19 protein-coding genes, 1 tRNA gene and 1 riboswitch are annotated in these 25,086 nt (G+C 66.8%); of the genes, 12 read left to right on the forward strand and 8 right to left on the reverse strand.

Features of this window, described 5'->3' with window-relative positions; all coding sequences use genetic code 11:
• The first annotated feature begins 202 nt into the window (after positions 1-202).
• From GGC47_RS19960 to GGC47_RS19980, 5 genes are all read left to right on the forward strand, one after another.
• The gene (locus GGC47_RS19960; RefSeq protein WP_429068644.1) at positions 203-2,428 is read left to right on the forward strand and encodes a TonB-dependent siderophore receptor; all 2,226 of its coding nucleotides are present in this window, start codon (positions 203-205) and stop codon (positions 2,426-2,428) included.
• Between the two features lie 206 nt (positions 2,429-2,634).
• On the forward strand, positions 2,635-3,495 hold the full coding sequence (locus GGC47_RS19965; RefSeq protein WP_429068645.1) for an ABC transporter substrate-binding protein: 861 nt from the start codon (positions 2,635-2,637) through the stop codon (positions 3,493-3,495).
• Complete coding sequence (fhuB, locus tag GGC47_RS19970; protein WP_142020654.1) at positions 3,488-5,473, forward strand: Fe(3+)-hydroxamate ABC transporter permease FhuB; 1,986 nt, start codon at positions 3,488-3,490, stop codon at positions 5,471-5,473. The genes GGC47_RS19965 and fhuB overlap by 8 nt, the downstream gene beginning before the upstream one ends.
• Positions 5,466-6,545 (forward strand): DUF2218 domain-containing protein, encoded by a 1,080-nt coding sequence (locus tag GGC47_RS19975; RefSeq protein ID WP_142020655.1) that lies wholly within the window; start codon positions 5,466-5,468, stop codon positions 6,543-6,545. Before fhuB ends, GGC47_RS19975 begins: the two co-directional genes overlap by 8 nt.
• Positions 6,546-6,683: 138 nt before the next feature.
• Positions 6,684-7,505 carry an ATP-binding cassette domain-containing protein gene (locus tag GGC47_RS19980; RefSeq protein ID WP_142020656.1) on the forward strand — a complete coding sequence of 274 codons (822 nt, stop codon included), beginning with the start codon at positions 6,684-6,686 and terminating at the stop codon, positions 7,503-7,505.
• A gap of 190 nt (positions 7,506-7,695) precedes the next feature.
• Here the strand turns inward: GGC47_RS19980 and GGC47_RS19985 are convergent, their stop codons facing one another.
• Positions 7,696-10,833 (reverse strand): efflux RND transporter permease subunit, encoded by a 3,138-nt coding sequence (locus GGC47_RS19985; protein ID WP_142020657.1) that lies wholly within the window; start codon positions 10,831-10,833, stop codon positions 7,696-7,698.
• A 2-nt stretch (positions 10,834-10,835) separates the two neighbouring features.
• Complete coding sequence (locus GGC47_RS19990; RefSeq protein WP_142020658.1) at positions 10,836-12,053, reverse strand: efflux RND transporter periplasmic adaptor subunit; 1,218 nt, start codon at positions 12,051-12,053, stop codon at positions 10,836-10,838.
• Between the two features lie 284 nt (positions 12,054-12,337).
• Here GGC47_RS19990 and ku (GGC47_RS19995) point away from each other — a divergent pair, with 284 nt between their 5' ends.
• The gene (ku, locus tag GGC47_RS19995; RefSeq protein ID WP_142020659.1) at positions 12,338-13,183 is read left to right on the forward strand and encodes a non-homologous end joining protein Ku; all 846 of its coding nucleotides are present in this window, start codon (positions 12,338-12,340) and stop codon (positions 13,181-13,183) included.
• Here the strand turns inward: ku (GGC47_RS19995) and ku (GGC47_RS20000) are convergent, their stop codons facing one another.
• The 4 genes from ku (GGC47_RS20000) to GGC47_RS20015 are packed head-to-tail and all read right to left on the reverse strand — an operon-like array spanning position 13,184 to position 17,774.
• Positions 13,184-13,969 (reverse strand): non-homologous end joining protein Ku, encoded by a 786-nt coding sequence (gene ku / locus GGC47_RS20000; protein WP_142020660.1) that lies wholly within the window; start codon positions 13,967-13,969, stop codon positions 13,184-13,186.
• Positions 13,970-14,027: 58 nt separating this feature from the next.
• Positions 14,028-16,649, reverse strand: a complete 2,622-nt coding sequence (gene ligD / locus GGC47_RS20005) for a DNA ligase D (protein ID WP_142020661.1) — start codon at positions 16,647-16,649, stop codon at positions 14,028-14,030.
• Between the two features lie 28 nt (positions 16,650-16,677).
• Complete coding sequence (locus tag GGC47_RS20010) at positions 16,678-17,535, reverse strand: SDR family oxidoreductase (protein WP_142020662.1); 858 nt, start codon at positions 17,533-17,535, stop codon at positions 16,678-16,680.
• 50 nt (positions 17,536-17,585) lie between these two features.
• Positions 17,586-17,774, reverse strand: coding sequence for a DUF3008 family protein (locus GGC47_RS20015; RefSeq protein WP_038368869.1), 189 nt, complete (start codon positions 17,772-17,774; stop codon positions 17,586-17,588).
• Between the two features lie 795 nt (positions 17,775-18,569).
• On the opposite strand from GGC47_RS20015, the gene GGC47_RS20020 reads away from it, so the two are divergent.
• Both GGC47_RS20020 and GGC47_RS20025 read left to right on the forward strand, forming a co-directional pair.
• Positions 18,570-20,012, forward strand: coding sequence for a hypothetical protein (locus tag GGC47_RS20020; protein ID WP_429068646.1), 1,443 nt, complete (start codon positions 18,570-18,572; stop codon positions 20,010-20,012).
• A 67-nt stretch (positions 20,013-20,079) separates the two neighbouring features.
• Positions 20,080-20,850 (forward strand): DUF6065 family protein, encoded by a 771-nt coding sequence (locus tag GGC47_RS20025; RefSeq protein ID WP_142021046.1) that lies wholly within the window; start codon positions 20,080-20,082, stop codon positions 20,848-20,850.
• A 588-nt stretch (positions 20,851-21,438) separates the two neighbouring features.
• On the opposite strand, the gene GGC47_RS20030 is transcribed toward GGC47_RS20025, so the two are convergent.
• A tRNA-Ser gene (locus tag GGC47_RS20030) sits at positions 21,439-21,529 on the reverse strand.
• A gap of 244 nt (positions 21,530-21,773) precedes the next feature.
• Positions 21,774-21,875, forward strand: a riboswitch (TPP riboswitch).
• Between the two features lie 52 nt (positions 21,876-21,927).
• On the opposite strand from GGC47_RS20030, the gene thiO reads away from it, so the two are divergent.
• The 4 genes from thiO to GGC47_RS20050 are packed head-to-tail and all read left to right on the forward strand — an operon-like array spanning position 21,928 to position 24,541.
• Positions 21,928-22,953 (forward strand): glycine oxidase ThiO, encoded by a 1,026-nt coding sequence (gene thiO, locus GGC47_RS20035; RefSeq protein WP_370954103.1) that lies wholly within the window; start codon positions 21,928-21,930, stop codon positions 22,951-22,953.
• Positions 22,937-23,134 (forward strand): sulfur carrier protein ThiS, encoded by a 198-nt coding sequence (gene thiS / locus GGC47_RS20040; RefSeq protein WP_038368420.1) that lies wholly within the window; start codon positions 22,937-22,939, stop codon positions 23,132-23,134. Before thiO ends, thiS begins: the two co-directional genes overlap by 17 nt.
• A gap of 1 nt (position 23,135) precedes the next feature.
• Positions 23,136-23,909, forward strand: a complete 774-nt coding sequence (locus GGC47_RS20045; RefSeq protein WP_038368417.1) for a thiazole synthase — start codon at positions 23,136-23,138, stop codon at positions 23,907-23,909.
• Between the two features lie 14 nt (positions 23,910-23,923).
• Positions 23,924-24,541, forward strand: coding sequence for a thiamine phosphate synthase (locus GGC47_RS20050; RefSeq protein WP_370954104.1), 618 nt, complete (start codon positions 23,924-23,926; stop codon positions 24,539-24,541).
• Between the two features lie 142 nt (positions 24,542-24,683).
• Here GGC47_RS20050 and GGC47_RS20055 read toward each other — a convergent pair whose 3' ends face one another.
• Positions 24,684-24,998, reverse strand: coding sequence for an Rdx family protein (locus tag GGC47_RS20055; RefSeq protein WP_038368414.1), 315 nt, complete (start codon positions 24,996-24,998; stop codon positions 24,684-24,686).
• Positions 24,999-25,086: the final 88 nt, after the last annotated feature.

Genomic DNA, 25,086 nt, shown 5'->3' on the forward strand with positions numbered 1-25,086 from the left:
GGCGATGGAAAGGTGGCGAGAATGCAACACCGTGGCCGCATGATACGGGGCAGAACAAAAACGTTCAATGCATAGCAGAAACGATCAATCCGGTTGTTGGCGTGAATGTTAGGGAGAATTGTCCCGAGATAAGCGTCGTTTTGAATTATTCTAAATATCGAATATTCGAACGCGACATCACTCATTCTGGTAGAAGCGAATTATGCGCTATACTGATCGCATGAAGATTAGATTTATTCTTGGATCGGCCGCTTCGCTTCTGGCGATCGCTGGCCCGGCCTTTGCCCAGGGTCAGCAGGCCCAGGCTCAGCCGGCAACGGTGCAGCTCGACACGATCACGGTCGAAGGCCAGGCCGAGACCGCGACCGGCCCGGTCAACGGCTACGTACCGCAGCGCACGGGGACGGGCTCGAAGACCAATACGCCGATCACGGCGATCCCGCAGGCCGTCTCGGTGATCGGCCGGCGGGAGCTCGAGGACCGCAACGTCCAGAAGGTCGACGAAGCCCTGCGCTACACCGCCGGCGTCACGGCCCAGCCCTTCGGCCCGGATCCGGACACCGACTGGGTCTTCATCCGCGGTTTCCAGGCGACGCAGACCGGCATGTATCTCGACGGGCTGTCGAACTACGCCTTCGGCTTCGGCGGCTTCCAGATCGACCCGTTCCAGCTCGAGCGCGTCGAGGTGCTGAAAGGTCCGGCCTCTGTCCTCTACGGCGGCGGCAATCCCGGCGGCATCGTCAACATGATCAGCAAGCGCCCGACGGGGACGAATTTCGGCCTGGTCGAGACCGGCATCAACAATTTCGGCAACGCCTATACGAATATCGACATCGGGGTCAGCGACAAGCAGGGCATCTGGAGCACGCGCCTCACGGGGCGCATCTCCGGCGGCGACCAGTACACCGACGTCGCCAAGGATTTCCGCGGCTTCATCCTGCCGCAGATCACCTACAAGCCGAACGGGGCGACCAGCTTCACGGCCTATGGCTATTATTCGGCGCTCGACCAGATCCATATCGGCGGCGGCTTCCTGCCCTATGTCGGCACGGTGGTGAACGCGCCCTTCGGCCGCATCCCGCGCAAGGCCTTCCTCGGCGAGCCGGAGATCGACAGCCAGAAGCGCGTCCAGACCATGCTGGGCTGGGAGTTCAGGCATGAGTTCGACAATGGCTGGACCTTCAGCCAGAACGCCCGCTACGGCCATATGCGCGGCTCGCAGCTCGGCCCCTATGGCTACGGCTATTACGGCGCGGACGCGCTGTTCGGGAACCGCTTCCAGCCGCTGGCGCCCGATTACCAGCTCTACCGCATCGGCTTCCAGGAACGCACGCAGGTCAACACCTTCCTGCTCGACAACCGGCTGGAGCGGACCTTCCGCACCGGGCCGGTCGAGCATTCGCTGCTGCTCGGCGCCGACTACAAATACTTCAACATCGACCAGACGCAGGCATCGGGCGGCGCCACGCCGATCAGCGTGACCAACCCGGTCTACGGCGCGCCGCAGGGCATGCCCTCGGTCTATCTGAACCAGGAGCTGGATCATCACCAGTTCGGGCTCTACCTCCAGGACCAGCTCCGCTTCGGCGATGGCTGGCTCGTCACGCTGAACGGCCGCTACGACTACACCAAGAAGAAATCCGTCAGCGCGCCCGGCCTGCTGTTCTCGCCGAGCTACAGCAAGAACGAGGCGGCCTTCTCCGGCCGCGCCGGCCTGGCCTATGAGTTCGCCAACGGCTTGACGCCCTATGTCAGCGCCGCGACCTTCTTCAACCCGGTCTTCGATGCCGTGCCCAACCTGACGGGCGGTCCGGCGACGCCGTTCCAGCCGGAGAAGGGCCACCAATACGAGGCCGGGGTGAAGTACAAGCCGGGCTTCATGGACGCGCTGATCACGGCCTCGGTCTTCCGGCTGGTGAAGCAGAACGTCGTCACCCCGTCGCCGACGGCACTCAACCCCTTCGCCTCGACCCAGCTCGGCGAGGTCACCTCGACCGGCTTCGAGCTCGAGGCCAAGGCCAATCTCGACGAGAACTGGAAGGTGCTGGCGAGCTTCACCGCCTTCGACCTCAAGACGACGAAGGACACCCGCGCTGCCTATATCGGCAAGACGCCCTTCATCGTGCCGGAGGTGACCGCCTCGGGCTGGCTCGACTACACCGTCACCGAAGGGCCGCTGAGGGGCCTCGGCCTCGGCGCCGGCCTGCGCTATGTCGGCAAGTCCTGGGCCGACAACGAGAACACGCTGAAGGTGCCGGCCGTGACGCTGGTCGATGCCGCGATCCGCTACAAGATCGACGACTGGTCCTTCGCGGTGAACGTCACCAATCTCCTCGACAAGGTCTATGTGAAGAGCTGCCAGGGCTATTCCGGCTGCGGCTATGGCGATGCCCGCACCGTCACGGTCTCCGCCAGCTACAAATGGTAGGTCGCGCGCGGCGAGAGCATCGGCCCGAAAAGTGGAATGCGGTTTTCGGAAAAAGCCGATGCAATGAACCAAATACCGCATGATGCGAGGCCGGGGCAAAAGCCGCGGCCTCTTCGCCGTTCCCGAACACTGGACCACGTATCGTTTTGCCGCCGACCCTATCCAGAGAACAGGCCATTCGAGCCGCCGGCATGACCCGGCGAGCGATGCTTGCTCTGCCCGCGCTGCTCGGAATGGCATCGCCGGGGGGGGGGCAGGCGCCGCTGCGTGTCGCGACGATCGACTGGGCGGTGCTGGAGACGTTGCTGGCGCTCGGCCGCCCGCCGGTGGCTGCGACCGAGCTCGTCCAGTTCCGCGAGGTCGCGGTCGAGCCGCCGGTGCCGGAGAGCGTTGCCGATCTCGGCCTGCGCGGCACGGTCAATTTCGAGGTGCTGCAGCTCGCCCGGCCGGAGCTGATCTACATCTCGCATTTCTATGAATCCTCAGTGCCGCGCCTGCGCCTGATCGCGCCGGTGGAGAGCTTCACGCTCTATGCACCGCGCGTCGATCCATTCCCGGCGGCGGAGGCGATGATGCGCGCGATCGGCGAGCGCCTCGGCATCGCCGAACGGGCCGGGCGCTATATCGCCGAGACCCATGCCGAGCTCGATGCCTGCCGGCAGCGGCTCCAGGCGCTCGACGGCCTGCCGGTCATCCCGATCAATCTCGGCGATGCCCGCCATTTCCGCGTCTTCGGCGCCGACAGCATGTTCGGCGCGGTGCTGGCCCGGCTCGGCATCGCCAATGCCTGGACCGAGCCGACCAATTATTCCGCCATGGCGCCGGTGGGGCTGGAGGAACTGGCGCGAGTGCCCGAGGCCTGGATCGTGATGATCCCGCCCGTGCCGGCCGATGCCTCGCGCCTGCTCGGCCGCAGCGCCTTCTGGAACGCCCTGCCGAATGTCCGGGCCGGGCGCGTCCTGACGCTGGGCTCGATCGACCCCTATGGCGGTCTGCCGGCGGCGCGTCGCTTCGCCCGCCTGCTGACGGCGGCCCTCGAACAGGCGGGAGCGGCGAAGCGTGATTAGGCCGCTCTTCCTGCATCGGCCCTTCGCGGCCGCGCTGGCGGCGCTCGCGCTCGTCGCACTGCCCTTCGCCGCCGTGCTCGCCACCCGCGCGCCGCTGCCGGGCGATCCGGCCATCGTCGCGCCGCTGGAGCAGATCCTGCTCTGGCACAGCTTGCTGCCGCGCTTCGTCACGGCGCTGCTTTGCGGCGCGGCGCTGGGCCTTGCCGGCCTGCTCCTGCAGCAGGTGCTGCGCAACCCCATCGCCGATCCCTCGACACTCGGCCTCGCCGCGGGCGCCCAGCTCGCGCTCACCATGGCCACGGCCTTCGCGCCGGCGCTGATCGCCTTCTCGCGCGAGGCGACGGCCTTCGCGGGCGGGGCGGCGGCCGTGGCGCTCGTGCTGGCGCTGAGCTGGCGGCGCAAGCTCGACCCGGTCACCGTCATCCTCTCCGGCATGGTGGTTTCGCTGGTGGCGGCGGCGCTGGGCGCGGCCGTGGTGCTGGCCAAGGGCGATTATCTCTTCTCCCTCTTCATCTGGGGCGCGGGCTCGCTCAACCAGCAGAGCTGGGACGTCCCGCTCGCGCTGGCTCCGCGTCTCCTCCTCGGCTTTGCCGCTTCCTTCGCCTTGCTGCGGCCCCTAACCCTGCTCGCGCTCGACGACGCCAGCGCCCGCAGTCTCGGCGTCGCGCTGCTGGCGGCGCGGCTGGCCGTCCTCGTCGTCGCGGTCTGGCTCGCGGCGACGGTGGTCGCGCAAATCGGCATCATCGGTTTCGTCGGACTCGCCGCCCCGATCCTGGCGCGGGCGCTCGGGGCGCGGCGCCTGCGCGATCGCCTGATCGCGGCGCCATTGGCCGGCGCCGTCCTGGTCTCCTTCACCGACAGCGCCGTGCAGATCCTCGGTTCGGCCACGGCCGATCTCGCCCCGACCGGTGCGGCAACAGCGCTGCTCGGCGGGCCGCTGCTGCTCTGGATGCTCCGGCGCATCCCGCCGACCGTGCCGCCGCAGATGACATCCGGCTGGCGCGAGACGAGCCGCGTCCGCCGGCCCGTGCTGGCCGTGTCCGCCCTCATGGCCGTGGCGGCCATCGTCGCCCTCGGCGCGCTCGTGCTCGGGCGCGGTCCGAATGGCTGGAGCCTCGCGACCGGCACGCTCTTCACCGATCTTTTGCCCTTCAGGGGCCCGCGCATCGTCGCCGCGGGTTTCGCCGGCGCGATGCTGGCGGCGGCCGGCACGCTGATGCAGCGCCTCACCGCCAATCCGCTCGCCGGGCCGGACGTGCTCGGCGTCAGCGCGGGCGGCGGCGTCGGTCTGGCGCTGGTGCTGTTTCTGAGCAGCACCGTCACGCCATGGACGATGGCGCTCGGAGCCGGCGGCGGCTCGCTCGCCGTGCTCCTCGCCATGCTGCTGATCGCCGGCCGGGCCGGGACGGGGCCGTCGCGCCTGCTGCTGGCCGGTATCGCGCTGGGCGCGCTGTCGATGGCGGTCGTCTCGACGGTGCTCGCCCAGGGCGATAGGCGCGGCTACCTGCTGCTGGTCTGGATGTCCGGCTCGACCAACCGGGTCGGCGCCGCCGAGGCCTGGATCGCGGTCGCGAGCTGCGTCGCCCTCTGCCTGCCGCTGTTCCTGTTCTCGCGCTGGCTCGACATCCTGCCGCTGGGGGAGGGGGTGAGCCTTGCGGTCGGCCTGCCGCGCCGCCTTGGAAGGCTGACGCTGGCGACCTTCGCCGCCTTGCTCACCGGCATCGCCTCGCTGCTGATCGGACCCTTGAGCCTGATCGGCCTCGTCGCTCCGCATCTGGCGCGGCTCTCCGGCTTCGCCCAGGGCCGTCATCAGCTTGCCGCGGCGATGGCGCTGGGCGCAGGCGTCATGGTGCTGGCCGACTGGCTGTCGCGCGTCGTCATCTACCCCTACCAGATCCCGGTCGGGCTCTTCGCCGCCCTGATCGGCGGCCCCTACCTGATCTGGCTGTTGAGCCGCGGAGCGGAAAGCCATGACTGAGACGATCCTTTTCACCGCATCGACCTCGATCGCGCTGCCCGATCCGCATGCGCTGCTGGATCGTCTCTGCGAGCGTCTCACGGAGCGCGGAACCGTGACGCGGGACGGACCCCGCGGCCGCTTCGAGAGCCGGATGGGCGCCGTCGAGATGGAGGCCGGGGCGCAGGCGCTGCACCTGCATGCCGCGTCGGATCAGCTGAATTACCTGTTCATCGCCCGCTCCTTGCTGGCCGAACACATCGCCGAATGCTCTGAGGGTTCGGCACCCGCTTTCCTCTGGAGCGGCGATGGCTGCGACCTCACCGCGATTCCGTATTTCCATCAGGCGACCGTGCGTGCGAGCCGCCCGGTCACCCCACGCATGCGGCGCGTCACGCTTGCGGTCGCGGATGTCGGCCAGCTCGAGACGGGTGGCCTGCATGTCCGGGTGCTGATCCCGCCGCAGGGCAGGGCGCCCGTCTGGCCGTCGCTGGCGCCCGATGGCCGCGTGCTCTGGCCGAAGGGCGAGGACGAGCTGACGACGCGCGTCTACACCATCCGCAGCCTCGACCATGCCCGCGGCGAGGTCGATATCGATGTCGTGCTGCATGAGGACACGCCCGGCTCCGTCTGGGCGCGTACGGCCGGGCCGGGCGACACCGTCGGCCTGATGGGGCCGGGCGGCGGCGAGATCGTCCCGGCCGATTGCTACCTGCTCGGCGGCGACGAAACTGCGCTTCCGGTGATCGCGCGTTTCGCGGAAAGCCTGCCGGCTGGTGCGAAGGCGATCTTGCGTATCGAGGTCGCCGACGCGCGGGAGGAGCAACCGATCGCTTCCGCTGCCACGCTCGACCTGCGCTGGCTGCATCGCAACGGCGCCGAAGCCGGCTCGACCGATCTGCTCGAACGGGCCATCCGGGCGGTGGAATGGCCGCAAGGCGGGGCGCATTATGCCCTGATCGGCAGCGAGCAGGCCTCCGCCCGTGCGATCCGGACCTATCTGCGCAAGGAGCGCGGCATGGCCAGGGACCGCCACCTCGTCGCGGCGTATTGGCGCCGGGGCCACGCCGCGGTCGAGCGCGAGCGCGACTGAACCGGGTTCGACCGCCTACGGCATCGGACCGAATATCGTATTCAGTCCGATGCTGTAGCTCTTTGTTTTTGCATCGGCTTTTTCCGAAAACCGCATGCCACTTTTCGGGCCGATGCTCCAGAAGGAACGATGACGCACATGCTCGAGACAGCCTCTCCTTCCGCCGCGCTCCAGCCGGCCGTGCCGCAGCCGCTCTTTGCGCTGGACGCGGCGAGCTTCGCGATCCCCGGCCGCGTGCTGCTGGAGCCGCTGAGCCTGACCTTGCCCGGCCACCGCGTCGTCGGGCTCATCGGTCACAACGGCTCGGGCAAATCGACCCTGCTCAAGCTTCTGGCCCGCCAGCAGCCGGTGTCCGGCGGAACCATCCGCTTCGAGGGCAGGGCGCTGCCGGAATGGGGCGACCGCGCCTTCGCCCGCAAGGTCGCCTATCTGCCGCAGCAGACGCCGCCGGCCTCCGGCATGCTGGTAAAGGAGCTCGTCGCGCTCGGCCGCTATCCCTGGCACGGCGCGCTCGGCCGGTTCGGCGAGCGGGACCGCGAGAAGGTCAGGGAGGCGATGGCGCTGACCGATGTCGCGCGTTTCGCCGACCGGCTCGTCGACACCTTGTCGGGCGGCGAGCGCCAGCGCGTCTGGCTCGCCATGCTGGTGGCGCAGGATGCGGAATATCTCCTGCTCGACGAGCCGATCTCGGCGCTCGATGTCGCGCATCAGATCGAGGTGCTCGCGCTGGTGCGGCGCCTCTCGCAGGAGCGCAATATCGGCGTGGTCGTCGTGCTGCACGACGTCAACATGGCGGCGAATTATTGCGACGAGATCGTCGCCCTGCATTCGGGGCGCATGATCGCGCGCGGAGCGCCCGACGCGATCATGCGTCCCGCCGAGCTCGAGGCGATCTACGGCGTGCGGATGACCGTGCTGCAGCATCCGCAGACGGGCCGCCCGCTCGCCTTCGCGCCCTGAGAGCGCTGTCGGCGGCGCGAGCTGGCGTGAGTGACCGCAGGATGATTTCAGATGGAATCACAAGTGTTTCCATCTGAAATCTGAATCCGTCTCTCATCAAAAAGTGAGGGCAGGATGCACGCTGTCATTCCAGACAAGCCGCGAGAGCGGCGCCCGGAATGACAGCGTGGTTTCGGCCAAGGGCAGAGCCTCAGGCCGCCGTCTCGGCTTCCTTGGTATCCTTGCCCTGACCGCGCATCCACCGGACGAGGCGGACCACGGCGACATAGAGCAACGGCACGAAGAAGACGCCGATGGCGGTGGCCGCGATCATGCCGCCCATCACGCCGATGCCGATCGCGTTCTGGCTGCCGGAGCCGGCGCCGGTCGCAACCGCGAGCGGCAGCACGCCGAGGATGAAGGCGAAGGAGGTCATCAGGATCGGGCGCAGGCGCTGGCGTGCCGCTTCGAGCGTCGCCTCGATCAGTCCCTTGCCGGACGCCTCCTGCTCGATCGCGAACTCGACGATCAGGATGGCGTTCTTCGCCGCCAGCCCGATCGTGGTGAGCAGGCCGACCTTGAAGTAGACGTCGTTGCTCTGGCCGAACAGCGTCGCCGCCGCGAGCGCGCCGAAGATGCCGATCGGCACGCACAGCATCACCGCGAAGGGAATCGACCAGCTCTCATAGAGCGCGGCGAGGCACAGGAAGACGACGAGCATCGACAGCGCGTAGAGCGCGACGGCCTGGCTGCCCGACAGCCGCTCCTGATAGGACAACCCCGTCCATTCATGCCCGAAGCCGGTCGGAAGCTGGCTCGCGATCCGGTCGATCTCGTCCATCGCCGCGCCCGAGCTGACGCCGGCCGCGGCCGCCCCCTGGATCTCGACCGCCGAGGCGCCGTTATAGCGTTCGAGGCGTGGCGAGCCGTAGCTCCATTGGCCGGAGGCGAAGGCCGAGAACGGCACCATGCCTCCCTCCTGGTTGCGGACATACCAGCGCCCGACATCCAGAGGCTGCATGCGGAAGGGCGCATCCGACTGGACATAGACCGATTTCACGCGGCCGCGATCGATGAAGTCGTTGACATAGGCCGAACCCCAGGCGGCCGAGAGCGTCGTGTTGACGTCCGCGAGCGACAGGGTCAGCGCGCTTGCCTTCTCCTGGTCGATGGTGACGGAGTATTGCGGCTGGTCCTCCTGCCCGTTCGGCCGGGTGCCGGTGAGCAGCTTGCTCTGCCCGGCGAGGCCGAGGAGCTGGTTGCGGACCTGCATCAGCCGCTCATGGCCGGCCCCGGCGACGTCCTGCAGGTAGAAATCGAAGCCCGACGTGTTGCCGAAGCCCTGCAGGGCGGGCGGTGCCAGCGCGAAGGCGAAGCCGTCCTTCAGCGTGCGGAACGCGCCCATCGCGCGCCCGGCGATGGCCTGCGCCGTCGCCTGCTTGCCGGGCCGCTGCTCGAAGGGCTTGAGCCGCACGAAGGCGAGGCCGACATTCTGCCCCTGGCCGCTGAAGCTGAAGCCGCCGACCGTCAGGACGCCCTCGACCAGATCCTTCTCCTTGGTCAGGTAGTGCTCGCGCACCTCGTCGAGCACCTTGAGCGTCCGGTCCTGTGTCGCTCCGACCGGAAGCTGCACGAGCGTGAACAGCACGCCCTGGTCTTCGTCGGGGAGGAAGGAGCTGGGCAGCCGCGCGAAAAGATAGCCCATGCCGCCGCCGATCAGCAGGAAGACGAGCAGGAAGCGCATCGGGCGCTTGATCATCCCGCCGACACCGTTGCGGTAGCCGTTGGTGGTGCGGTCGAAATTGCGGTTGAACCAGGCGAAGGGAGCCCATGTCTTGCTGTGCTCGCCGGGTGCCTTGAGGAGCGTGGCGCAGAGCGCCGGCGTCAGGATCATCGCGACGAGGACCGACAGGATCATGGCGGTGACGATCGTCACCGAGAACTGCCGGTAGATCACGCCGACCGACCCGCCGAAGAAGGCCATCGGCACGAACACCGCCGAGAGCACCGTGGCGATGCCGACGAGCGCGCCGGTGATCTCGCCCATCGAGCGGATCGTCGCTTCCTTGGGGCCGAGCTTTTCCTCGTGCATCACGCGCTCGACGTTCTCGACCACGACGATCGCGTCGTCGACGAGCAGGCCGATCGCCAGCACCATGGCGAACATGGTGAGGGTGTTCACCGAATAGCCGGCGACGGCGAGCACGCCGAAGGTGCCGAGCAGGACGACCGGCACGGCGAGCATCGGGATCACCGTCGCGCGCAGGCTCTGAAGGAAGACGAACATCACCACGAAGACGAGCAGGATCGCCTCGAACAGCGTGTGCACCACCTTCTCGATGGAGAGCTGGACGAAGGGCGTGGTGTCGTAGGGATAGACGACCTCGACCCCCTCCGGCAGCGTCGGCGCCAGCCGCTCGATGGTGGCCTTGACCTTGGCCGCCGTGTCGAGCGCGTTCGCGCCGGTGGCGAGGCTGATCGCGAGGCCGGTCGTCGGCTTGCCGTTGTAGAAGCTGACCGTGTCGTAGCTCTTGGCGCCGAGCTCGACGCGCGCGACGTCGTTGATCCGGACGATCGAGCCCGAGGTGCCGCTCTTGAGGATGATGTTCTCGAACTGCTGCGGCGTCTGCAGGCGGCTGAGCGCGGTCACGGTCGCGTTGAGCTGCTGGCCCTTGACCTGCGGCAGCCCGCCGAGCTGGCCGGCCGAGATCTGCACGTTCTGGGCCTGGATCGCGTTGATCACGTCGCCCGGCATCAGCGCGTATTTCTGCAGCTTGTCGGGGTCGAGCCAGATGCGCATCGCGTAGCCGGCGCCGAAGAGCTGGGTCGTGCCGACGCCTTCGACGCGCTTCAGCGTGTCGTTGAGCGTCGAGTCGACATAGTCGGCGAGGTCCGTGGTCGAGAGCCGCCCGTCGCTGGAGACGAAGGCCGCGACCATGAGGAAGCCGGTCGCGGCCTTGGCGACGGTGACGCCGGTGCTCTGCACGACCTGGGGCAACTGGCGCGTCACGAGCGCGAGCTTGTTCTGCACCTGCATCTGCGCCACGTCCGGATCGGCCGCGTTCGTGAAGGTCAGCGTGATCGTGGCGTTGCCGGTCGAGGTCGAGGTCGCCGTCATGTATTGCAGGTTGTCGACGCCGGTCATGCCTTGCTCGATGACCTTGGTCACCGAGTTCTCGACGGTCTGGGCGTCGGCGCCCGGATAATTGGCACTGATCTGCACGGTCGTCGGCGCGATCTGCGGATATTGCGAGACCGGCAGGGTCCGCAGGGCGAGCACGCCCGCCAGCATGATCACGATGGCGACGACCCAGGCGAAGATCGGCCTCTCGATGAAGAAGCGCGACATGGTCAGTTCTTGACCGTGCTGGGGCTGGCTTCCGCCCGCCGGTTGGCCGATTTGAGCTCACCCGTCGCTTCGTCGATGGAGACCTCGCTGACGGTCACGGTCTGGCCCGACCGGACGAGCTGGCCGCCCTCGACGATGAGCTGCTCGCCGTCCTTGACGCCGCTGTCCACCAGCCAGTTGTTGCCGATGTTGCGGCGGGTGGCCAGCACGCGCTCCTCGACCTTGCCGTCCGGCCCGACGAACTTGCCCGTCGCCTCGCCCTTGGTGTTGCGGCCCACGCCGCGCTGCGGCAGCAGGAAGCTGTTCTCGGCGACGCCTTCCTGGATCACGGCCCGCACGAACATGCCCGGCAGCAGGATGCGGTCGGGATTGGGGAACTCGGCGCGCACCGAGAACGTCCCGGTCGTCGGGTCGATATTGGCCTCGGCGAATTCGAGCTTGCCGGACTGGTTGTATTCGGTGCCGGTATCGAGCTTCAGCTTCACCGCCACGTTGAGGCCCGTGAAGCGCAGCTTCCCCGAAGCGATGTCGTCGCGGAAGCGCAGCAGGTTGGTGCTCGACTGCGTAACGTCGACATTGATCGGCTCGAGCTTCCGGATCGTCGTCAATGCGGTGGCCTGGTTTGCGGTGACGAGCGCGCCGGGCGTCAGCGCCGACTTGTCGATGCGTCCGTCGATCGGCGCCGTGACCTTCGTGTAGGCGAGATTGATCCGGGCGGTCTCCACATTCGCCTTGGCGGAGGCGACATCGGCCTGGGCCTGAGCCAGCGTGGCGTTGGCGTCGTCCATGTCCTGGCGGCTGCCGGCGTTGCGCTGGAACAGCTCCTGATAGCGGTTGGCCCGGATCTGGGCGTTGGCGACGGCCGCTTCCGCCTTCTGCTGGGCCGCGATCGCGCTGTCGAGGGTGGCCTGGTAGGGCGCGGGGTCGATCTCGTAGAGGACGTCCCCGGTCTTGACCTCGCTACCCTCCTTGAAGAGGCGCGATTTGATGATGCCGTTGACCTGCGGCCTGACCTCGGCGACGAGATTGGCCGAGACGCGTCCGGGCAGCTCCGCGGTGATCGCGACCGGCTGCGGATGCAGCACGACGACGCTGACCTGGACCTGAGGCTGCACCGGAGGCGCCGCCTTTTCCTGATTGCAGCCGGCCAGGGCCGTGGCGCACAGCAGAAGACCGGGCAGGGCGAAACGCGACGGGGAGCGGGCGCGCTGGGCCGACATGGACAGTCCTTCTTGCAGGCGGTCGATAACGTTCAATTCCCGATTGCGCCTATCGCGTCAATAAGGCGGAATACGGGTGAGACGATACGACCCGCCCCTTGCGGAGAGGCCAGCGCCTCACGCAAAGCGAGCCTGGAGCGCGACAGAACGCGCACGGTGCCGCTGGCGCAAGGGGCCCGAGGCAAGCCGATCGTGATGGATCGACTCGTTCCGGCATCGGAACCATCGCCCGGACTGGGCCGTTCCTTCCTCGCAATCATTGCTCTGATGCCGAGGCTGGAGACATGGCGCCGCGCGCAATCTGGAAGGGCGTCTTCAAAGTCGCCGAAATCACCTGCCCGGTGGCGCTCTACACGGCGGCCTCGACCAGCGAGCGCATCTCCTTCCATATGTTGAACCGCAAGACCGGGAACAGGGTCCACCGCCAGTTCGTCGACGAGGTCACGGGAAAGCCGGTCGAGAAGGAAGACCAGGTCAAGGGCTATGACCGCGGCGACGGCGACTACATCGTCCTGGAGCCGCAGGAGATCGCCGAGGCCATTCCCGACAGCGACAAGGTTCTCGACGTCGCGACCTTCCTGCCTTGCGACGAGATCGACGATTTGTACCTCGATCGGCCCTATTACGTGACGCCGAGCACGCCGGTCGCCGCCGAAGCCTTCGGCCTGATCCGCGACGCCATGGCGCGCCGGGATGCGGCGGCCCTGGCGCGCACCGTGATCTTCAGGCGCATGCGATCGATCCTCATCCGGCCGCATGAGGCCGGCATGGTCGCGACGACACTTCATTTCGACTATGAGGTCCGACCGGCGCAGAGCGCCTTCGACGACATTCCGAAGCTGAAGATCGAGGGCGAGATGCTGGAACTCGCCGAGCACATCATCCGCACCAAGGCAGGTCGCTTCGACCCCAAGGCCTTCGACGATCGCTACGAAAGCGCGCTGGCCGAGCTGGTCAAGGCGAAGATCGAGGGGCGGACAATCAAGCCGGCGAAGCGCCCCGAGCCGGCGAAGGTCGTCAACCTGCTCGACGCCCTCCGGCAGAGCGCCAAGGCCGGCCAGACATCCGGCGTCAAATCGACCGCGAAACGCAAACCCGCCAAGGCCGAGCCGCGGCGCAAGGCAAGCTGATCACTTCCGTGGTTCGAGGCTGCGCTTGAGCGCATCCATGATGCTGACGACGTTGCCCTCGCTGGCCACCGGCGCGGCTTTCCGGGCCGGCCTGCGGCCCTTCTGCTTGGCCTTGATGATGCTCAACAATTCGTCCTGGACAGGATCCTGCACCAGATCGGGCGACCAGTCCCTGGTGCGAGACGTGATCAGCTTTTCCATGAGCGCGCGCATGTCGGGCTCGGGCTTGGCTGTCTTCACATCGGCGAAATAGTCCTTCTCGTCGCGGACCTCGTCGCCATAGCGCAGCGTCCACAGCACGATGCCTTTGTCGCGCGGCTCCAGCAGCACGGCCCGCTCGCGCCGATAGAGCACGACGCGGGAGATGCCGACGGTCTTGGTCGCCTTCATCGCCTCGCGGATGACCGAGAAAGCCTCATCGCCGATCTTGCCGTCGGGCACGAGGTAATGCGGCGTGTCGTACCAGATCCAGCCGACGGAAGAGCGCGGCGCGAAAACCTCGATATCGATGGTGCGCGTGCTCTCCAGCGCGACGGCGTCGAGCTCGTCATCCTCCAGCATGACATAGTCGTCATCGCCCTTGGGATAGCCCTTGACCTCGTCGTCCTCGGCAACCGGCTTGCCGGTGACGGCGTCGACGAAGCGGCTCTGGATGCGATGCCCGGTCTTGCGGTTGAGCGTGTGAAAGCGGACCTTCTCGCTCTCCGAATGCGCCGGCATCATCGCGACCGGGCAGGTCACGAGCGAGAGCTTGAGATAGCCTTTCCAGAATGTCCGCTGGGCCATGTTTGCTCACTCCAGTCCGACGCGAAACGCATCGTCTCCCGATCCGTTCCGCCCGGCATCAGGAGCGACCGAGCTTCCTGATCGCCTCGGCGAGAGGCCGCTCGGATTCGTCGTAATCGTCCCAGGCCTTGCTCGTGGTCAGGAGCTTCGGAACCGTGCGGATCGTGTAGCGGGCGGGGGCGAGCCCCGCCTTCACTTGCGTCCAGGTCAGCGGCATCGAGACATGGGCGCCGGGCCTTGCGCGCGGCGAGAGCGGCGCCACCGCCGTCGCCATGCGATCGTTGCGGAGATAATCGAGGAAGATCCGCCCCTTGCGCAGGCGCTTGGCCATGTTGACGACATAGCGCTCGGGCTCATCGGCAGCGATCGCAGCGCAGAGGCGGCGGGCGAAGTCCTTGGCGGCCGGCCAGTCCAGGCCGCCGCGACCGGGCTTCGCCAGCGGTGTCACGACATGGAGGCCCTTGCCGCCGGTGGTCTTGCAGAAGCTGACGAGGCCGAGCGCTTCGAGCCGTTCCTTCATGGTCCTGGCCGCCGCGATCACCGCATCGAAGGAAACGCCCGGCCCCGGGTCGAGATCGAAGACCAGCCGCCCCGGCACCTCCGGCTCGCCCGGCCGGCAATTCCAGGGATGCAGTTCGATTCCGCCGATCTGGGCGGTCGCGATCAAGGCCTCGATCCGGTCGATCTGGAGATAGGATTTCTTGTCTCCGAAGATCTTCACCAGCTCGAACAGGTTCGATGTGCCGAGCCCCGCATGGCGCTGGAAGAAGACCTCGCCCTCGATCCCGTCAGGTGCCCTGAGCAGCGAGCACGGCCGGCCCTGGATATGCGGCAGCAGCCAGGCGCCGACGGCCTCGAAATAACGGGCGAGGTCGAGCTTCGTGACGGGCTTGCCGTCCTCGGCATCCGGCCAGAGCGGCTTTTCGGGCTTGGACAGGGGCACGCCGAGAACATCGACCCGCCCGCCGCGTCCCGATACGGGCTTCGGCGGCGCGGTTTCCGTGGGCGGCGCCGGCAATTCGGTCTCGACCTCCGCCGCCGGCTTGTCCTCGCGCAGCCCCTTGAAGGCGGCTTGCCGGACCATGCCGTCGCCGGTCCAGCCCGCGAATTCGATCTCGGCGACGAGGACCGGCTCGACCCAATGCACGCCGGGAGCTCGTCGCGGTGCGCCCTTGCCGGTGAAGGGCGAGGCCTTGGCTGCGTGCTCCTTCAGCCGCGGCAGCAGCGCGTCGACCTTGGCCGCGCCATAGCCGGTGCCAACCCGGCCGATATAGATGAAATGCGGACCGCGATGGACGCCGACGAGCAGCGAACGGAATTGACCAGCCGTCGTCGCCCAGCCGCCGATGACGACCTCGTGGCCGGCCCGGCACTTCGCCTTGGCCCAGCTGTCGCTGCGGCCGGAGGCGTAAGGCGCGTCGCCCCGCTTCGAGACGATGCCCTCCAGTGAAAGCCGGCAGGCTGATTTCAGCACCGCCTCGCCGCCGGTCTCGAAATGCTCGACATAGCGCAGGGTGACGCCATCGGCGCCCTCGCGCAGGAGCGCCTGCAGCCGCTGCTTGCGGGCGAGAAGCGGCTGCTCGCGCCAATCCTCGCCATCCAGAAAGAGCAGGTCAAAGGCGAAGAAAACGAGATTCTCGGTCTTCTCTTCGGAGAGGGCTGCCTGGAGCGCCGCGAAATCAGGCGCGCCATGGTCATCGAGCGCGACGACCTCGCCATCGATGATGCCGTCCGGCAGGTCCTTGAAGGCCTTGGCCACGGCGCCGAACTTCTTCGTCCAGTCGAGGCCCTTGCGCGTCTTCAGCGTGACCTTGCCCCCGGTGACGCGCGCCTGGATGCGATAGCCGTCGAACTTGATCTCATGGACCCAGCCGCTCCCCGCCGGCGGCCGCTCGACGCTCTGGCAGAGCTGCGGCGGAACGAAATCGGGCAGGGCGGCCGGAGCGGTGCGCCCCGCTTTTGGAGTTCGGCTCGCCGGCTCGGCCCGTGCCGGCTTGCCCGCGCGCGCATCCGCCGCCGATCCCTCGGTGCTGTCCCAGACGGCGTCGGCATCGACGGTCTGTTCGGCCAGCAGGAAAGGCTCGGGCGAGCGCCCGCGTCCGGCCGTGATGGCGGCCATCGTGCGGCCCGAGGCGACCGAGGTCTCGGCCTTCAGGACGGCATCGCCATTCGCATCGACCGCATGTGCGTCGCGGTGCTTGATCAGCAACCAGTTGGTACGCTTGCCGCCATCGCGGTCATGCTTCATCCGCACCAGAACAAAGCTGCCCTTCAGCCGCTTGCCGTCGAGCGTGAATTTGAGGTCGCCCTTTTCGAGCTGGCGCTGCGGACTCAGCTTGCCTTCCGGCTCCCAGTAGCCGCGATCCCAGAGCTGGACCGTGCCGCCGCCATATTGCCCTTTCGGGATCGTCCCCTCGAAATCGCCATAGGCGAGCGGGTGATCCTCGACCTCGACGGCGAGGCGCTTATCGGCGGGGTCGAGCGACGGGCCCCGGGTCACCGCCCAGGACTTGAACACCCCGTCCAGCTCCAGCCGGAGATCGTAATGGAGCCGCGTCGCGTCGTGCTTCTGGATGACGAAGCGCAGGCGGTTAGAGGGAGCCACCGCGCTCGCATCGCTCGGCTCCTTCGTCTTCCGGAAATCGCGCTTGGCGCGATAGGCTTGCAGCTTTCCGGCCAAGGCTTCGCCCTCGTCTTTCGGATGTACCTCAGATGATCGGATGGCCGCCGGTCACGGCGATGGTCGCGCCCGAGACGTAGCTGGAGAGCGGATCGGCCAGCATGACATAGGCCGTCGCGAGTTCGGCCGGCTGGCCGGGGCGCTGCATCGGCACCTGCTTGCCGAATTGGCTCACGCTCTCCGCCGGCAGCGTCGAGGGGATGAGCGGCGTCCAGATCGGCCCCGGCGCCACCGCATTGGCGCGGATGCCCTTCCCTGCGAGCATTTGCGCCAGGCCTCCGGTGAAATTCTGGATGGCGCCCTTGGTCGCCGCATAGGCGAGCAGGCTCGGATTCGGCTTGTCCGCATTCACCGAGGCCGTGTTGATGATCGAGGAGCCCGGCCTCATGTGAGGCACGGCGGCCTTGGTCAGGTAGAACATCGCGTGGATGTTCACGGCGAAGGTGAGCTGCCATTCCTCGTCGGAAATCTCCTCGATCGCATCGAAGCTCGCCTGATGCGCGGCGTTGTTGACGAGGATGTCGAGCCCGCCGAGCTCATCTGCCGCCCGCTCGACGATGGCCCGGCAATGGGCGGGGTGCTGGATATCTCCGGGCATCAGCACCGCCTTCTGCCCGGCCTCCTCGATCCAGCGGGCGGTCTCGGCCGCATCATCGTCCTCGCTGAGATAGCAGATCAGGAGATCGGCTCCTTCCCGCGCGAAGGCGATGGCGACGGCCCGGCCGATGCCGCTGTCGCCGCCGGTGATGATGGCCCGCTTGCCCTTGAGGCGCCCCGAGCCGACATAACTCGTTTCGCCATGGTCGGGCCGCGGCGTCATCGCGTCGGTTCGGCCCGGCATCGGTTGCTTCTGCTCTGGAAAGGGCGGTTCGAAACGGATGGTCATCGCGGCTCTCCTGCTTGGCGGAGCCCGGCTCGGCCTCCGCGCCTAGGCGGTCAGTGCTTGGAAGCGTGTTCCTTCTTCCCCTTGCGCTTGGTCGAGGCCATCTTTTCCAGCTCGGCCTCGCTCATCGATGCCTCCATCGATTTCGATGCGCCCTTGAGCCCGCTCTTCTTCATGGCGCCGCGCTTGGCCGCCAAAGCGGCGCCGGCGGCTTTCTGCTGCGCAGCCGATTTTGCCGGCATGATCTCCTCCTTCACAGGGGCGTCGATTGCCATTCCGACTGGTCAAAGCGCCCGAATTGGCGAATCACATCCGGATATGGCTGATGTGAAGACGAACACGCCGGGGGGCTGCAGGTTCCCGCTGCACTCGACTCTGGCGCACACCCTGCGCCGTGCTGTTCGCAATGGGGAAGTTCGAGGAATTCGAGCGGGCGGGGCGGCGAGCCATAGCCCCGAACCCGGGATCCGCCGGGCAATCGCCTCTACGTCATGGAGCGCTATGAAGAGGGCGTCGAACTCGTCCAGCGTGCGAATGCTGCCGTCCTGCAATGGCATATGGCGTCCCGATTCTGGAATAGTATCGCAAGTGTGATTACGAGGATGATTTTAAGATTTATATAAATATAAGCATTGATGAGAAGCGCTATTTCGTACGCGTTATGATTACGGGCGTCTGAGGGTATCTCGGTGTCAGAGCCAGAGCGGAGACGAATATCCCAATTATGCGCCATTTGAGGTCAATATACGCCATTGAAATCTATGTCGATTGGCGCTGGCGCACGTTCCAGGAAGATTAGATCGCCCATATCGTGGAGGGCCTGGACAAGGCCGGGTTCGCGCTGACCGATACTCGTACCGATCTTTGAAAGAGCCGGAAAGCCGCGAATCTTTCCGTGCCCGACGCACGGCTTAAAATAGACATCCCGTCAAGAGGAGTCAGGAGCAGATACTGTCGCTGCTCTGGTCAGACGCCCGAAATGTGTTCCGCTCCGGCAGAGGTCGCGGTGTGACTACTGCGATCAGGGGGGGGCGAACATGCTCGATCACGGCATCAAGGGTAAGACGGCTCTCATCGCCGGTAGCGAGAAGAATTTGCGAGCCGGGTGCTCTGCGCTGGCTATTGCCTGTGCCGTCTGGTCGATCACACCAGCGCAGGCGCAGGGCGTCTCCAATGAGCAATTGTTCAGGCTCGTCACCGAGCTTCAGGCCAAGCAGAGGTCGCTTGAAATCAAGCTGAAGGCCGCCGATGCCGAAATCTCGCGGCTGAAGGGTCCGTCTGGCGGTAGAGGTGCTCCTCAGCCGCGGCACCTCGTCACGAAAGGCGACGGCGTTATGCCGGGCGCCCAGCGCGGAACCGGCCCCCAGGCCGTCAGCGCCACCAATGTCCGGCTCGAAGCGGGCGGCGGCTACAACGGCCGTTCCGGATTTGGCGAGATCAGTGGCCTGCTCGCATTGCCGCTTGGCTCCGCCTTCGGGTTTCAGGTCGACACCATAGGCGGCATGGCCTCCAACACAGCCCTGGGCGGCGCTGCGGCGCATCTGTTCTGGCGCGACCCTGGGGTCGGCGCGCTTGGGCTTTACGGCAGCTATCTGTATGGCACCGGGAGCTGGGGAGCGAATATCTCCGGCGCTGGCAATACCGGCATGTACAACGCCAAGGGCGGCATCGAAGGCCAGCTCTATTTCGGCCGCTTCACTCTGGAGGGCCTCGCGGGCGTCGAGTGGAACAATTATAGCGGCGTCGGCAATAGCTTCCTGGTGGCCAGCAACGACAAAACCAGATTCTTCGATGATGTGCGCCTTGCCTGGTACGTGACCGATAACCTCAAATTGAACATCGGCCACCGCTACACCAGCGGCCGCAACCAGCTCGTGGGTGGCGCGGAGTATCTCGCCAATTTCAGCAATACCGCCGCCTCGCTGTTCGCAGACGCCGCCTATGGCAAGAAGTCGGATGGCGGCTTCGGCCGTTCCTCCGGAAACGAGTTCAGCTTCCTAGCGGGCTTGCGCGTCTATTTCGGCTCCAGTGGCACCAACGACGTGTCGCCGTGGCTCGGCGAGAAGACTCTCATCCGGCGCGATCGCGAAGACTATATGCCGACCTATATCGGCCGCGATGCGGGCGACCTGCCGAGGGCGCGCAAGAACACGGCAACTGGGCAGCCCGGTGCTCCTGGCGCTCCCGGTGCTCCTGGCGCTCCCGGTGCTCCTGGCGCTGCCGGTACTCCTGGCGCTCCCGGTGCTCCTGGCACTGCCGGTACTCCTGGCCCTGCCGGCCCTGTCGGCCCTGTCGGCCCTGCTGGCCCTTCCGGCCCTGTCGGCCCTGTCGGCCCTGCTGGCCCTGTCGGCCCTGAAGGCCCTTCCGGCCCTGCTGGCCCTTCCGGCCCCGTCGGCCCTGCTGGCCCTGTCGGCCCTGAAGGCCCTTCCGGCCCTGAAGGCCCTACCGGTCCTGTCGGCCCTGTCGGTCCTTCCGGCTGAGATCTCGAAGGGGCCGGAGCTCGGCAACGAGGTCCCCGATGACGCAGTTCGTTCCGAAAGCCCAATGATGACAGGACCGAGACTTGACTGTTACGTGTTGATCGATCGGGCACCACAGCTCGTCGCGGCTCCGACCGGCCGCGATTGGATGGATGCCACGAGCGAGCACTTCGCAAATCGGTGCACGCCGCTTTTAATTGCCAACGCCAATGGTTGGGAGTTGCTCAACCCGGCTGGCTTCTCTGCCACCTGGAACGGCTGGAATGGCAAGGAGGACATCACCCTTCGTCCTCACGAGCCAGGTACCCATTTGCACCAAGCCGGGGTGTTCTTCGGACACGGCATCCTGAGTTTCCATCCGGGCTACCTGTTCAGGACAGATCCGGATTGGATGATGTCGGTCCGCGGCTCGCCCAACCGCATCAAAGACGGCATCCACCCGCTCGACGGGCTGGTGGAGACCGGCTGGCTACCCTTCAGCTTTACCATGAACTGGAAATTCACCCGGCCTGGCACAGTGCATTTCGAAAAGGATGAGCCGTTCTGCTTCGTCACCATGGTGCCAGCTGTCACCATCGAGAGCGTACAGCCGGTAATTCGACCCATTACCGAGGATCCAGCCCTGCACCGGGAATATAAATCCTGGAACAGCGAGCGGGTTAGATTCAACGCTGCTATCGGTCTCGGCGACCCCCTTACGGTGGAGCAGAAATGGCAGAAGAACTACCTCGTGGGCAAATCACCGACCGGGCAGTCCGTCGCAGGCGAGAATCACCGGGTGAAGCGAAGTCTCAAGGCGCCGACTTGGTCCGACGCACCGCCGATATCGAAGATATGAGGTGTTTGCGGTGTCCGGTGGAGACTGAATTGACCACCCGTCGGGTTTGAGGCGTCTGAAGGTCGGGTCTCTCGCGCCATGGGGCCGCTGCATCGGCTGGCCGGGACATGCCGCTCAAGGTTGAACTCGTAGAACAGTGCCTCCTGCGCAACCGTCCGCTCGCCCATCATCACGCCGCCCTCCGCAAGGACGACGGAAACAGAACCTCAAGCCCACAGCAACACCGACTTCTTCAACACAAACCACCCTTGCTGACATCAGGAAGGTCTGCGTCCGGGCCGTGCGAAGAAGTCGGCGGCCTCCAGCCGGAGATGACGGCAACCCTGTGAGGCGCTCCTTCTTCAACTCCCTGAACCAGCTCTCGGCGATACCGGCGAGTCGGCGGGCATAACGCGACGCGTCCCGATGATCGTCACAGGGCAGGGGCACCCGAACAGGAGTGCTCCCGAACGCCCCTCGGAGATCGGAATGGCGATCTGGAACCAGAATCGGGCTCCGCGCTGCCAGAGGCAGCCTGCCATGTGTAGGCCGCCGTCTATCGTGCTCGGCAGCGCTTAGAACTGTCTTTACTAATCAACGGGGTAGGAGTGGCGGAGACGGAGGGATTCGAACCCTCGATACCCTTGTGGGGTATGCTCATTTAGCAAACGAGTGCCTTCAGCCTCTCGGCCACGTCTCCAGCGCAAGGCTCTATGCCCGATCGTGACGCCGTTTGACAAGCCTCGCCGGCCACTTTGCACCAAGGATAATTCTCCTGGTCGACAGGGGCGGGCGATCACTCCCTTCACACGGGAGGGGATATGGCTGCGCAGGAGCGACGGAAGCACTCCCTTGGTAAGGGAGACGTCAAGCCGGGCGATCTCCCGGAAAGGCCGGTATGCATCGGCTCGCCTTGCTCTCTGGGGCCCAGCTCACTAGATTGAGCGCGTCCGTTGGGGTGCCGAGAGGCTGAGAGGCGTGGCTCACGCCAACCCATCGTACCTGATCCGGGTAATGCCGGCGAAGGGAACGGTCCTCGGCTCGCAGTTCTCTGCATCGCGCCTCCGGCCGTTGCCTCCCCGGGAGCATGGGAAGCGCATGGCACAGTTGCCGCATCGGCCAAGCCAGACCACCGTCGCGATCGTCGGCGCCGGCGTCGTCGGCCTCGCCTGCGCCGTCGAGTTGCTCGACAGGGGCGCGGCCGTCGTCATCCATGAGCGCGGTCCGCGCATCGGCGCCGAGGCCTGCTCCTGGTATGCCGGCGGCATGCTGGCGCCCTGGTGCGAGGGCGAGAGCGCCGAGGAGCCGGTGGTGCGGCTCGGGCAGGAGGCGGCCGGCTGGTGGGAGCGGCATACGGGTGAGGTCGCGCGACAGGGCACGCTCGTCGTCGCGCCGAGCCGGGATCGTTCGGAGCTGCGCCGCTTCGGCCAGCGCACCAGCCATTTCGAGGAGATCGACGGCGAGGCGATCGCGCGGCTGGAGCCCGATCTCGTCGGGCGCTTCGGGCGCGGGCTGTTCTTCGCAGCGGAGGCGCATCTCGATCCGCGCCGGGCGATCAAGGCCCTGGGCGACAAGATTCTCGCGCAAGGCGGGACGATCCATTTCGAGAGCCCGGTCGAGCCGGCCGAGCTCGACGCCGATATCGTGCTCGATTGCCGCGGGCTTGCGGCCCGCGACGTCCTGCCCGATCTGCGCGGCGTCAAGGGCGAGATGCTGATCCTGAAGAGCGACGAGATTGCGCTGTCGCGTCCGGTCCGGCTGCTGCACCCGCGCATTCCGCTCTACATCGTGCCGCGCGCCGAGGGGCATTTCATGGTCGGCGCGACCATGATCGAGAGCGGCGCGCGCCGGCGCATCTCGGCCCGCTCCATGCTCGAACTGCTCGGCGCGGCCTATGCGCTGCATCCGGCCTTCGGCGAGGCCGAGATCGTCGAGATCGGCACCGATGCCCGCCCGGCCTTTCCCGACAACCTGCCGCGGCTGACGCGCCGGGGCCGGGTGATCCATGTCAACGGGCTCTATCGCCACGGCTTCCTGCTCAGCCCCGCCATGGCGCGGATGGCGGCCGATGCCGTATTGAACCCGCAATCCCGACCGGAGATGCTGCATGACCTTGCTGCTTAACGGCGCGCCCCAGGACATCGCGGGCAAGACGCTGGCCGAGGCGCTGGCCGAGCTCGGCTATGCCGGCCGGATCGTCGCCACCGCTGTGAACGGCGAATTCGTCCCGGCCCGCAAGCGCGCCGAGACCGCACTCAACGACGGCGACCGCATCGAGGTCGTCGCGCCGATGCAGGGAGGTTGAGATGGCGTCCTTCTACGGTTTCGAGCCGCAAAATCCGCTTTTCCTCGGCACGGCGCAATATCCGTCGCCCGCCATCCTGGCCGAGGCGGTCAGGCGTTCGGGCGCCGAGGTGGTCACCGTCTCGCTGCGCCGGGAATCGGCCGGCGGTGGGGCAGGGCAGGCGTTCTGGACATTGATCCGCGAGCTCGGCGTCAAGGTGCTGCCCAACACCGCCGGCTGTCACTCGGTGAAGGAGGCCGTGACGACGGCCCAGATGGCGCGCGAGGTCTTCGGCACGGACTGGATCAAGCTCGAGGTCATCGGCGAGGACGACACGCTCCAGCCGGACGTGATCGCCCTGGTCGAGGCGGCCCGCATCCTTTCCGATGACGGCTTCAAGGTCTTTCCCTACACGACCGAGGACATCGTCGTCGGTGGCCGCCTGCTCGATGCCGGCTGCGAGGTGCTGATGCCCTGGGGCGCGCCGATCGGCTCCGGCCGGGGCCTCAACAACCCTTATGGCTTGCGCACCATGCGCCAGCATTTCCCGGACATCCCGCTCGTCGTCGATGCCGGCATCGGCCTGCCGTCCCACGCCGCGCAGGCGATCGAGATGGGCTATGACGGCATCCTGCTCAACACCGCCGTCGCCAAGGCCGGCGATCCCGCCGCGATGGCGGAAGCCTTCGCGCTGGCCATCCGTGCCGGCCGGCTCGCCTTCGGCGCGCAGCCGATCGAGGCGCGCGACATGGCCGCTCCCTCCACCCCCGTCATGGGCAAAGCCTTCCTGGCCTGAAAGACGTATTCCGCATGAAGCTCGATCCGTTCTACCCGATCTTCGACAGCGCCGACTGGATCGCGCGGATGCTGCCGCTCGGCATGAAGCTGGTGCAGCTGCGCGTGAAGGACCGGCCGGAGCCGGAGGTCGCCCGCGAGATCGCCCGCGCGAAGCGGCTCTGCGCCGAGGCCGGCTGCGTGCTCGTCGTCAACGATTACTGGAAGCTCGCGATCGGGGAAGGTTGCGACTGGCTGCATCTTGGACAGGAAGACCTCGACACCGCCGATCTCGGCGCGATCCGGAAAGCCGGCCTGAAGCTCGGCGTCAGCAGCCATGACGAGGCGGAACTCGAGCGTGCGCTGGATATGCAGCCGGACTATGTCGCGCTCGGGCCGGTCTATCCGACGATCCTGAAGCAGATGCGTTTCGGCCCGCAGGGGCTGGAGCGTCTTGGCGAATGGAAGCGCCGCATCGGCGCCCTGCCATTGGTCGGCATTGGCGGCATCTCGCTGGAGCGGGCCCCGGGCGTCTTCGAGGCTGGCGCCGACATCGTCGCGGCGGTGACGGACATCACGCTCAATGCCGATCCCGAGGAGCGGCTGAAGGCGTGGGTCGCGGCGACGCGCGGGCGCCTTTCTCCCGCTTCCTGAACGCCGTAATCCCGGACAAGCGGCGAAGCCGCGCCGATTCGGGATCCATGCCTGAACCTGTCGGGAAGCGTTCCGGCATGGATCCCGGGTCTTCGCTTCGCCCGGGATGACCACCAGGGATGTCGCTGGCGAAAGGCGAGCCTCAGCTCTCGGCGTCCGCCGACATCGCATGTCCGTCGACATGGCCGAGGCTGCGCTCGGGGTCGAGCCGGTCGCGGACGCGCTGCTTCAGCACCTTGGAATCGGGGAAGCCGCCATCGGTCTTGCGGTCCCAGATCAGCTCGCCGTCATAGGTGATCTGGAAGATGCCGCCGGTGCGCGGGATCAGCGCGACCTCGCCGAGATCCTGCCCGAAGGTCGAGAGTAGCTCCTGGCCGAGCCAGGCCGAGCGCAGCATCCAGTTGCACATCGAGCAATAGGTTATGGCGATGCGGGGTGCGGGCTTGGTTTCGGTCATGGCGGAGCACCGTGGCAAGGAATGTCGCCCCCGACATCCCGCTTCCGCTGCCGCGATGCAAGCCTGAAAGCGGCATGGCGGCTGCGCT

The sequence above is a fragment of the Allobosea sp. OAE752 genome, assembly GCF_050433265.1.
Taxonomy (GTDB): Bacteria; Pseudomonadota; Alphaproteobacteria; order Rhizobiales; family Beijerinckiaceae; genus Allobosea; species Allobosea spartocytisi.

Excerpts from the sequence above, each read along its gene's own strand:
- GGC47_RS20055 (WP_038368414.1), bottom strand. The coding sequence starts at position 24,998 with ATGACCGAAACCAAGCCCGCACCCCGCATCGCCATAACCTATTGCTCG.
- ku (WP_142020659.1), top strand. The coding sequence starts at position 12,338 with ATGGCGCCGCGCGCAATCTGGAAGGGCGTCTTCAAAGTCGCCGAAATC.
- ku (WP_142020660.1), bottom strand. The coding sequence starts at position 13,969 with ATGGCCCAGCGGACATTCTGGAAAGGCTATCTCAAGCTCTCGCTCGTG.
- GGC47_RS19965 (WP_429068645.1), top strand. The coding sequence starts at position 2,635 with ATGCTTGCTCTGCCCGCGCTGCTCGGAATGGCATCGCCGGGGGGGGGG.
- GGC47_RS19990 (WP_142020658.1), bottom strand. The coding sequence starts at position 12,053 with ATGTCGGCCCAGCGCGCCCGCTCCCCGTCGCGTTTCGCCCTGCCCGGT.
- GGC47_RS20025 (WP_142021046.1), top strand. The coding sequence starts at position 20,080 with ATGACAGGACCGAGACTTGACTGTTACGTGTTGATCGATCGGGCACCA.
- GGC47_RS20020 (WP_429068646.1), top strand. The coding sequence starts at position 18,570 with ATGCTCGATCACGGCATCAAGGGTAAGACGGCTCTCATCGCCGGTAGC.
- GGC47_RS20050 (WP_370954104.1), top strand. The coding sequence starts at position 23,924 with ATGAAGCTCGATCCGTTCTACCCGATCTTCGACAGCGCCGACTGGATC.
- thiS (WP_038368420.1), top strand. The coding sequence starts at position 22,937 with ATGACCTTGCTGCTTAACGGCGCGCCCCAGGACATCGCGGGCAAGACG.
- GGC47_RS19975 (WP_142020655.1), top strand. The coding sequence starts at position 5,466 with ATGACTGAGACGATCCTTTTCACCGCATCGACCTCGATCGCGCTGCCC.
- GGC47_RS19960 (WP_429068644.1), top strand. The coding sequence starts at position 203 with ATGCGCTATACTGATCGCATGAAGATTAGATTTATTCTTGGATCGGCC.
- GGC47_RS20015 (WP_038368869.1), bottom strand. The coding sequence starts at position 17,774 with ATGCCGGCAAAATCGGCTGCGCAGCAGAAAGCCGCCGGCGCCGCTTTG.
- GGC47_RS19980 (WP_142020656.1), top strand. The coding sequence starts at position 6,684 with ATGCTCGAGACAGCCTCTCCTTCCGCCGCGCTCCAGCCGGCCGTGCCG.
- GGC47_RS20010 (WP_142020662.1), bottom strand. The coding sequence starts at position 17,535 with ATGACCATCCGTTTCGAACCGCCCTTTCCAGAGCAGAAGCAACCGATG.
- GGC47_RS20045 (WP_038368417.1), top strand. The coding sequence starts at position 23,136 with ATGGCGTCCTTCTACGGTTTCGAGCCGCAAAATCCGCTTTTCCTCGGC.
- GGC47_RS19985 (WP_142020657.1), bottom strand. The coding sequence starts at position 10,833 with ATGTCGCGCTTCTTCATCGAGAGGCCGATCTTCGCCTGGGTCGTCGCC.
- thiO (WP_370954103.1), top strand. The coding sequence starts at position 21,928 with ATGGCACAGTTGCCGCATCGGCCAAGCCAGACCACCGTCGCGATCGTC.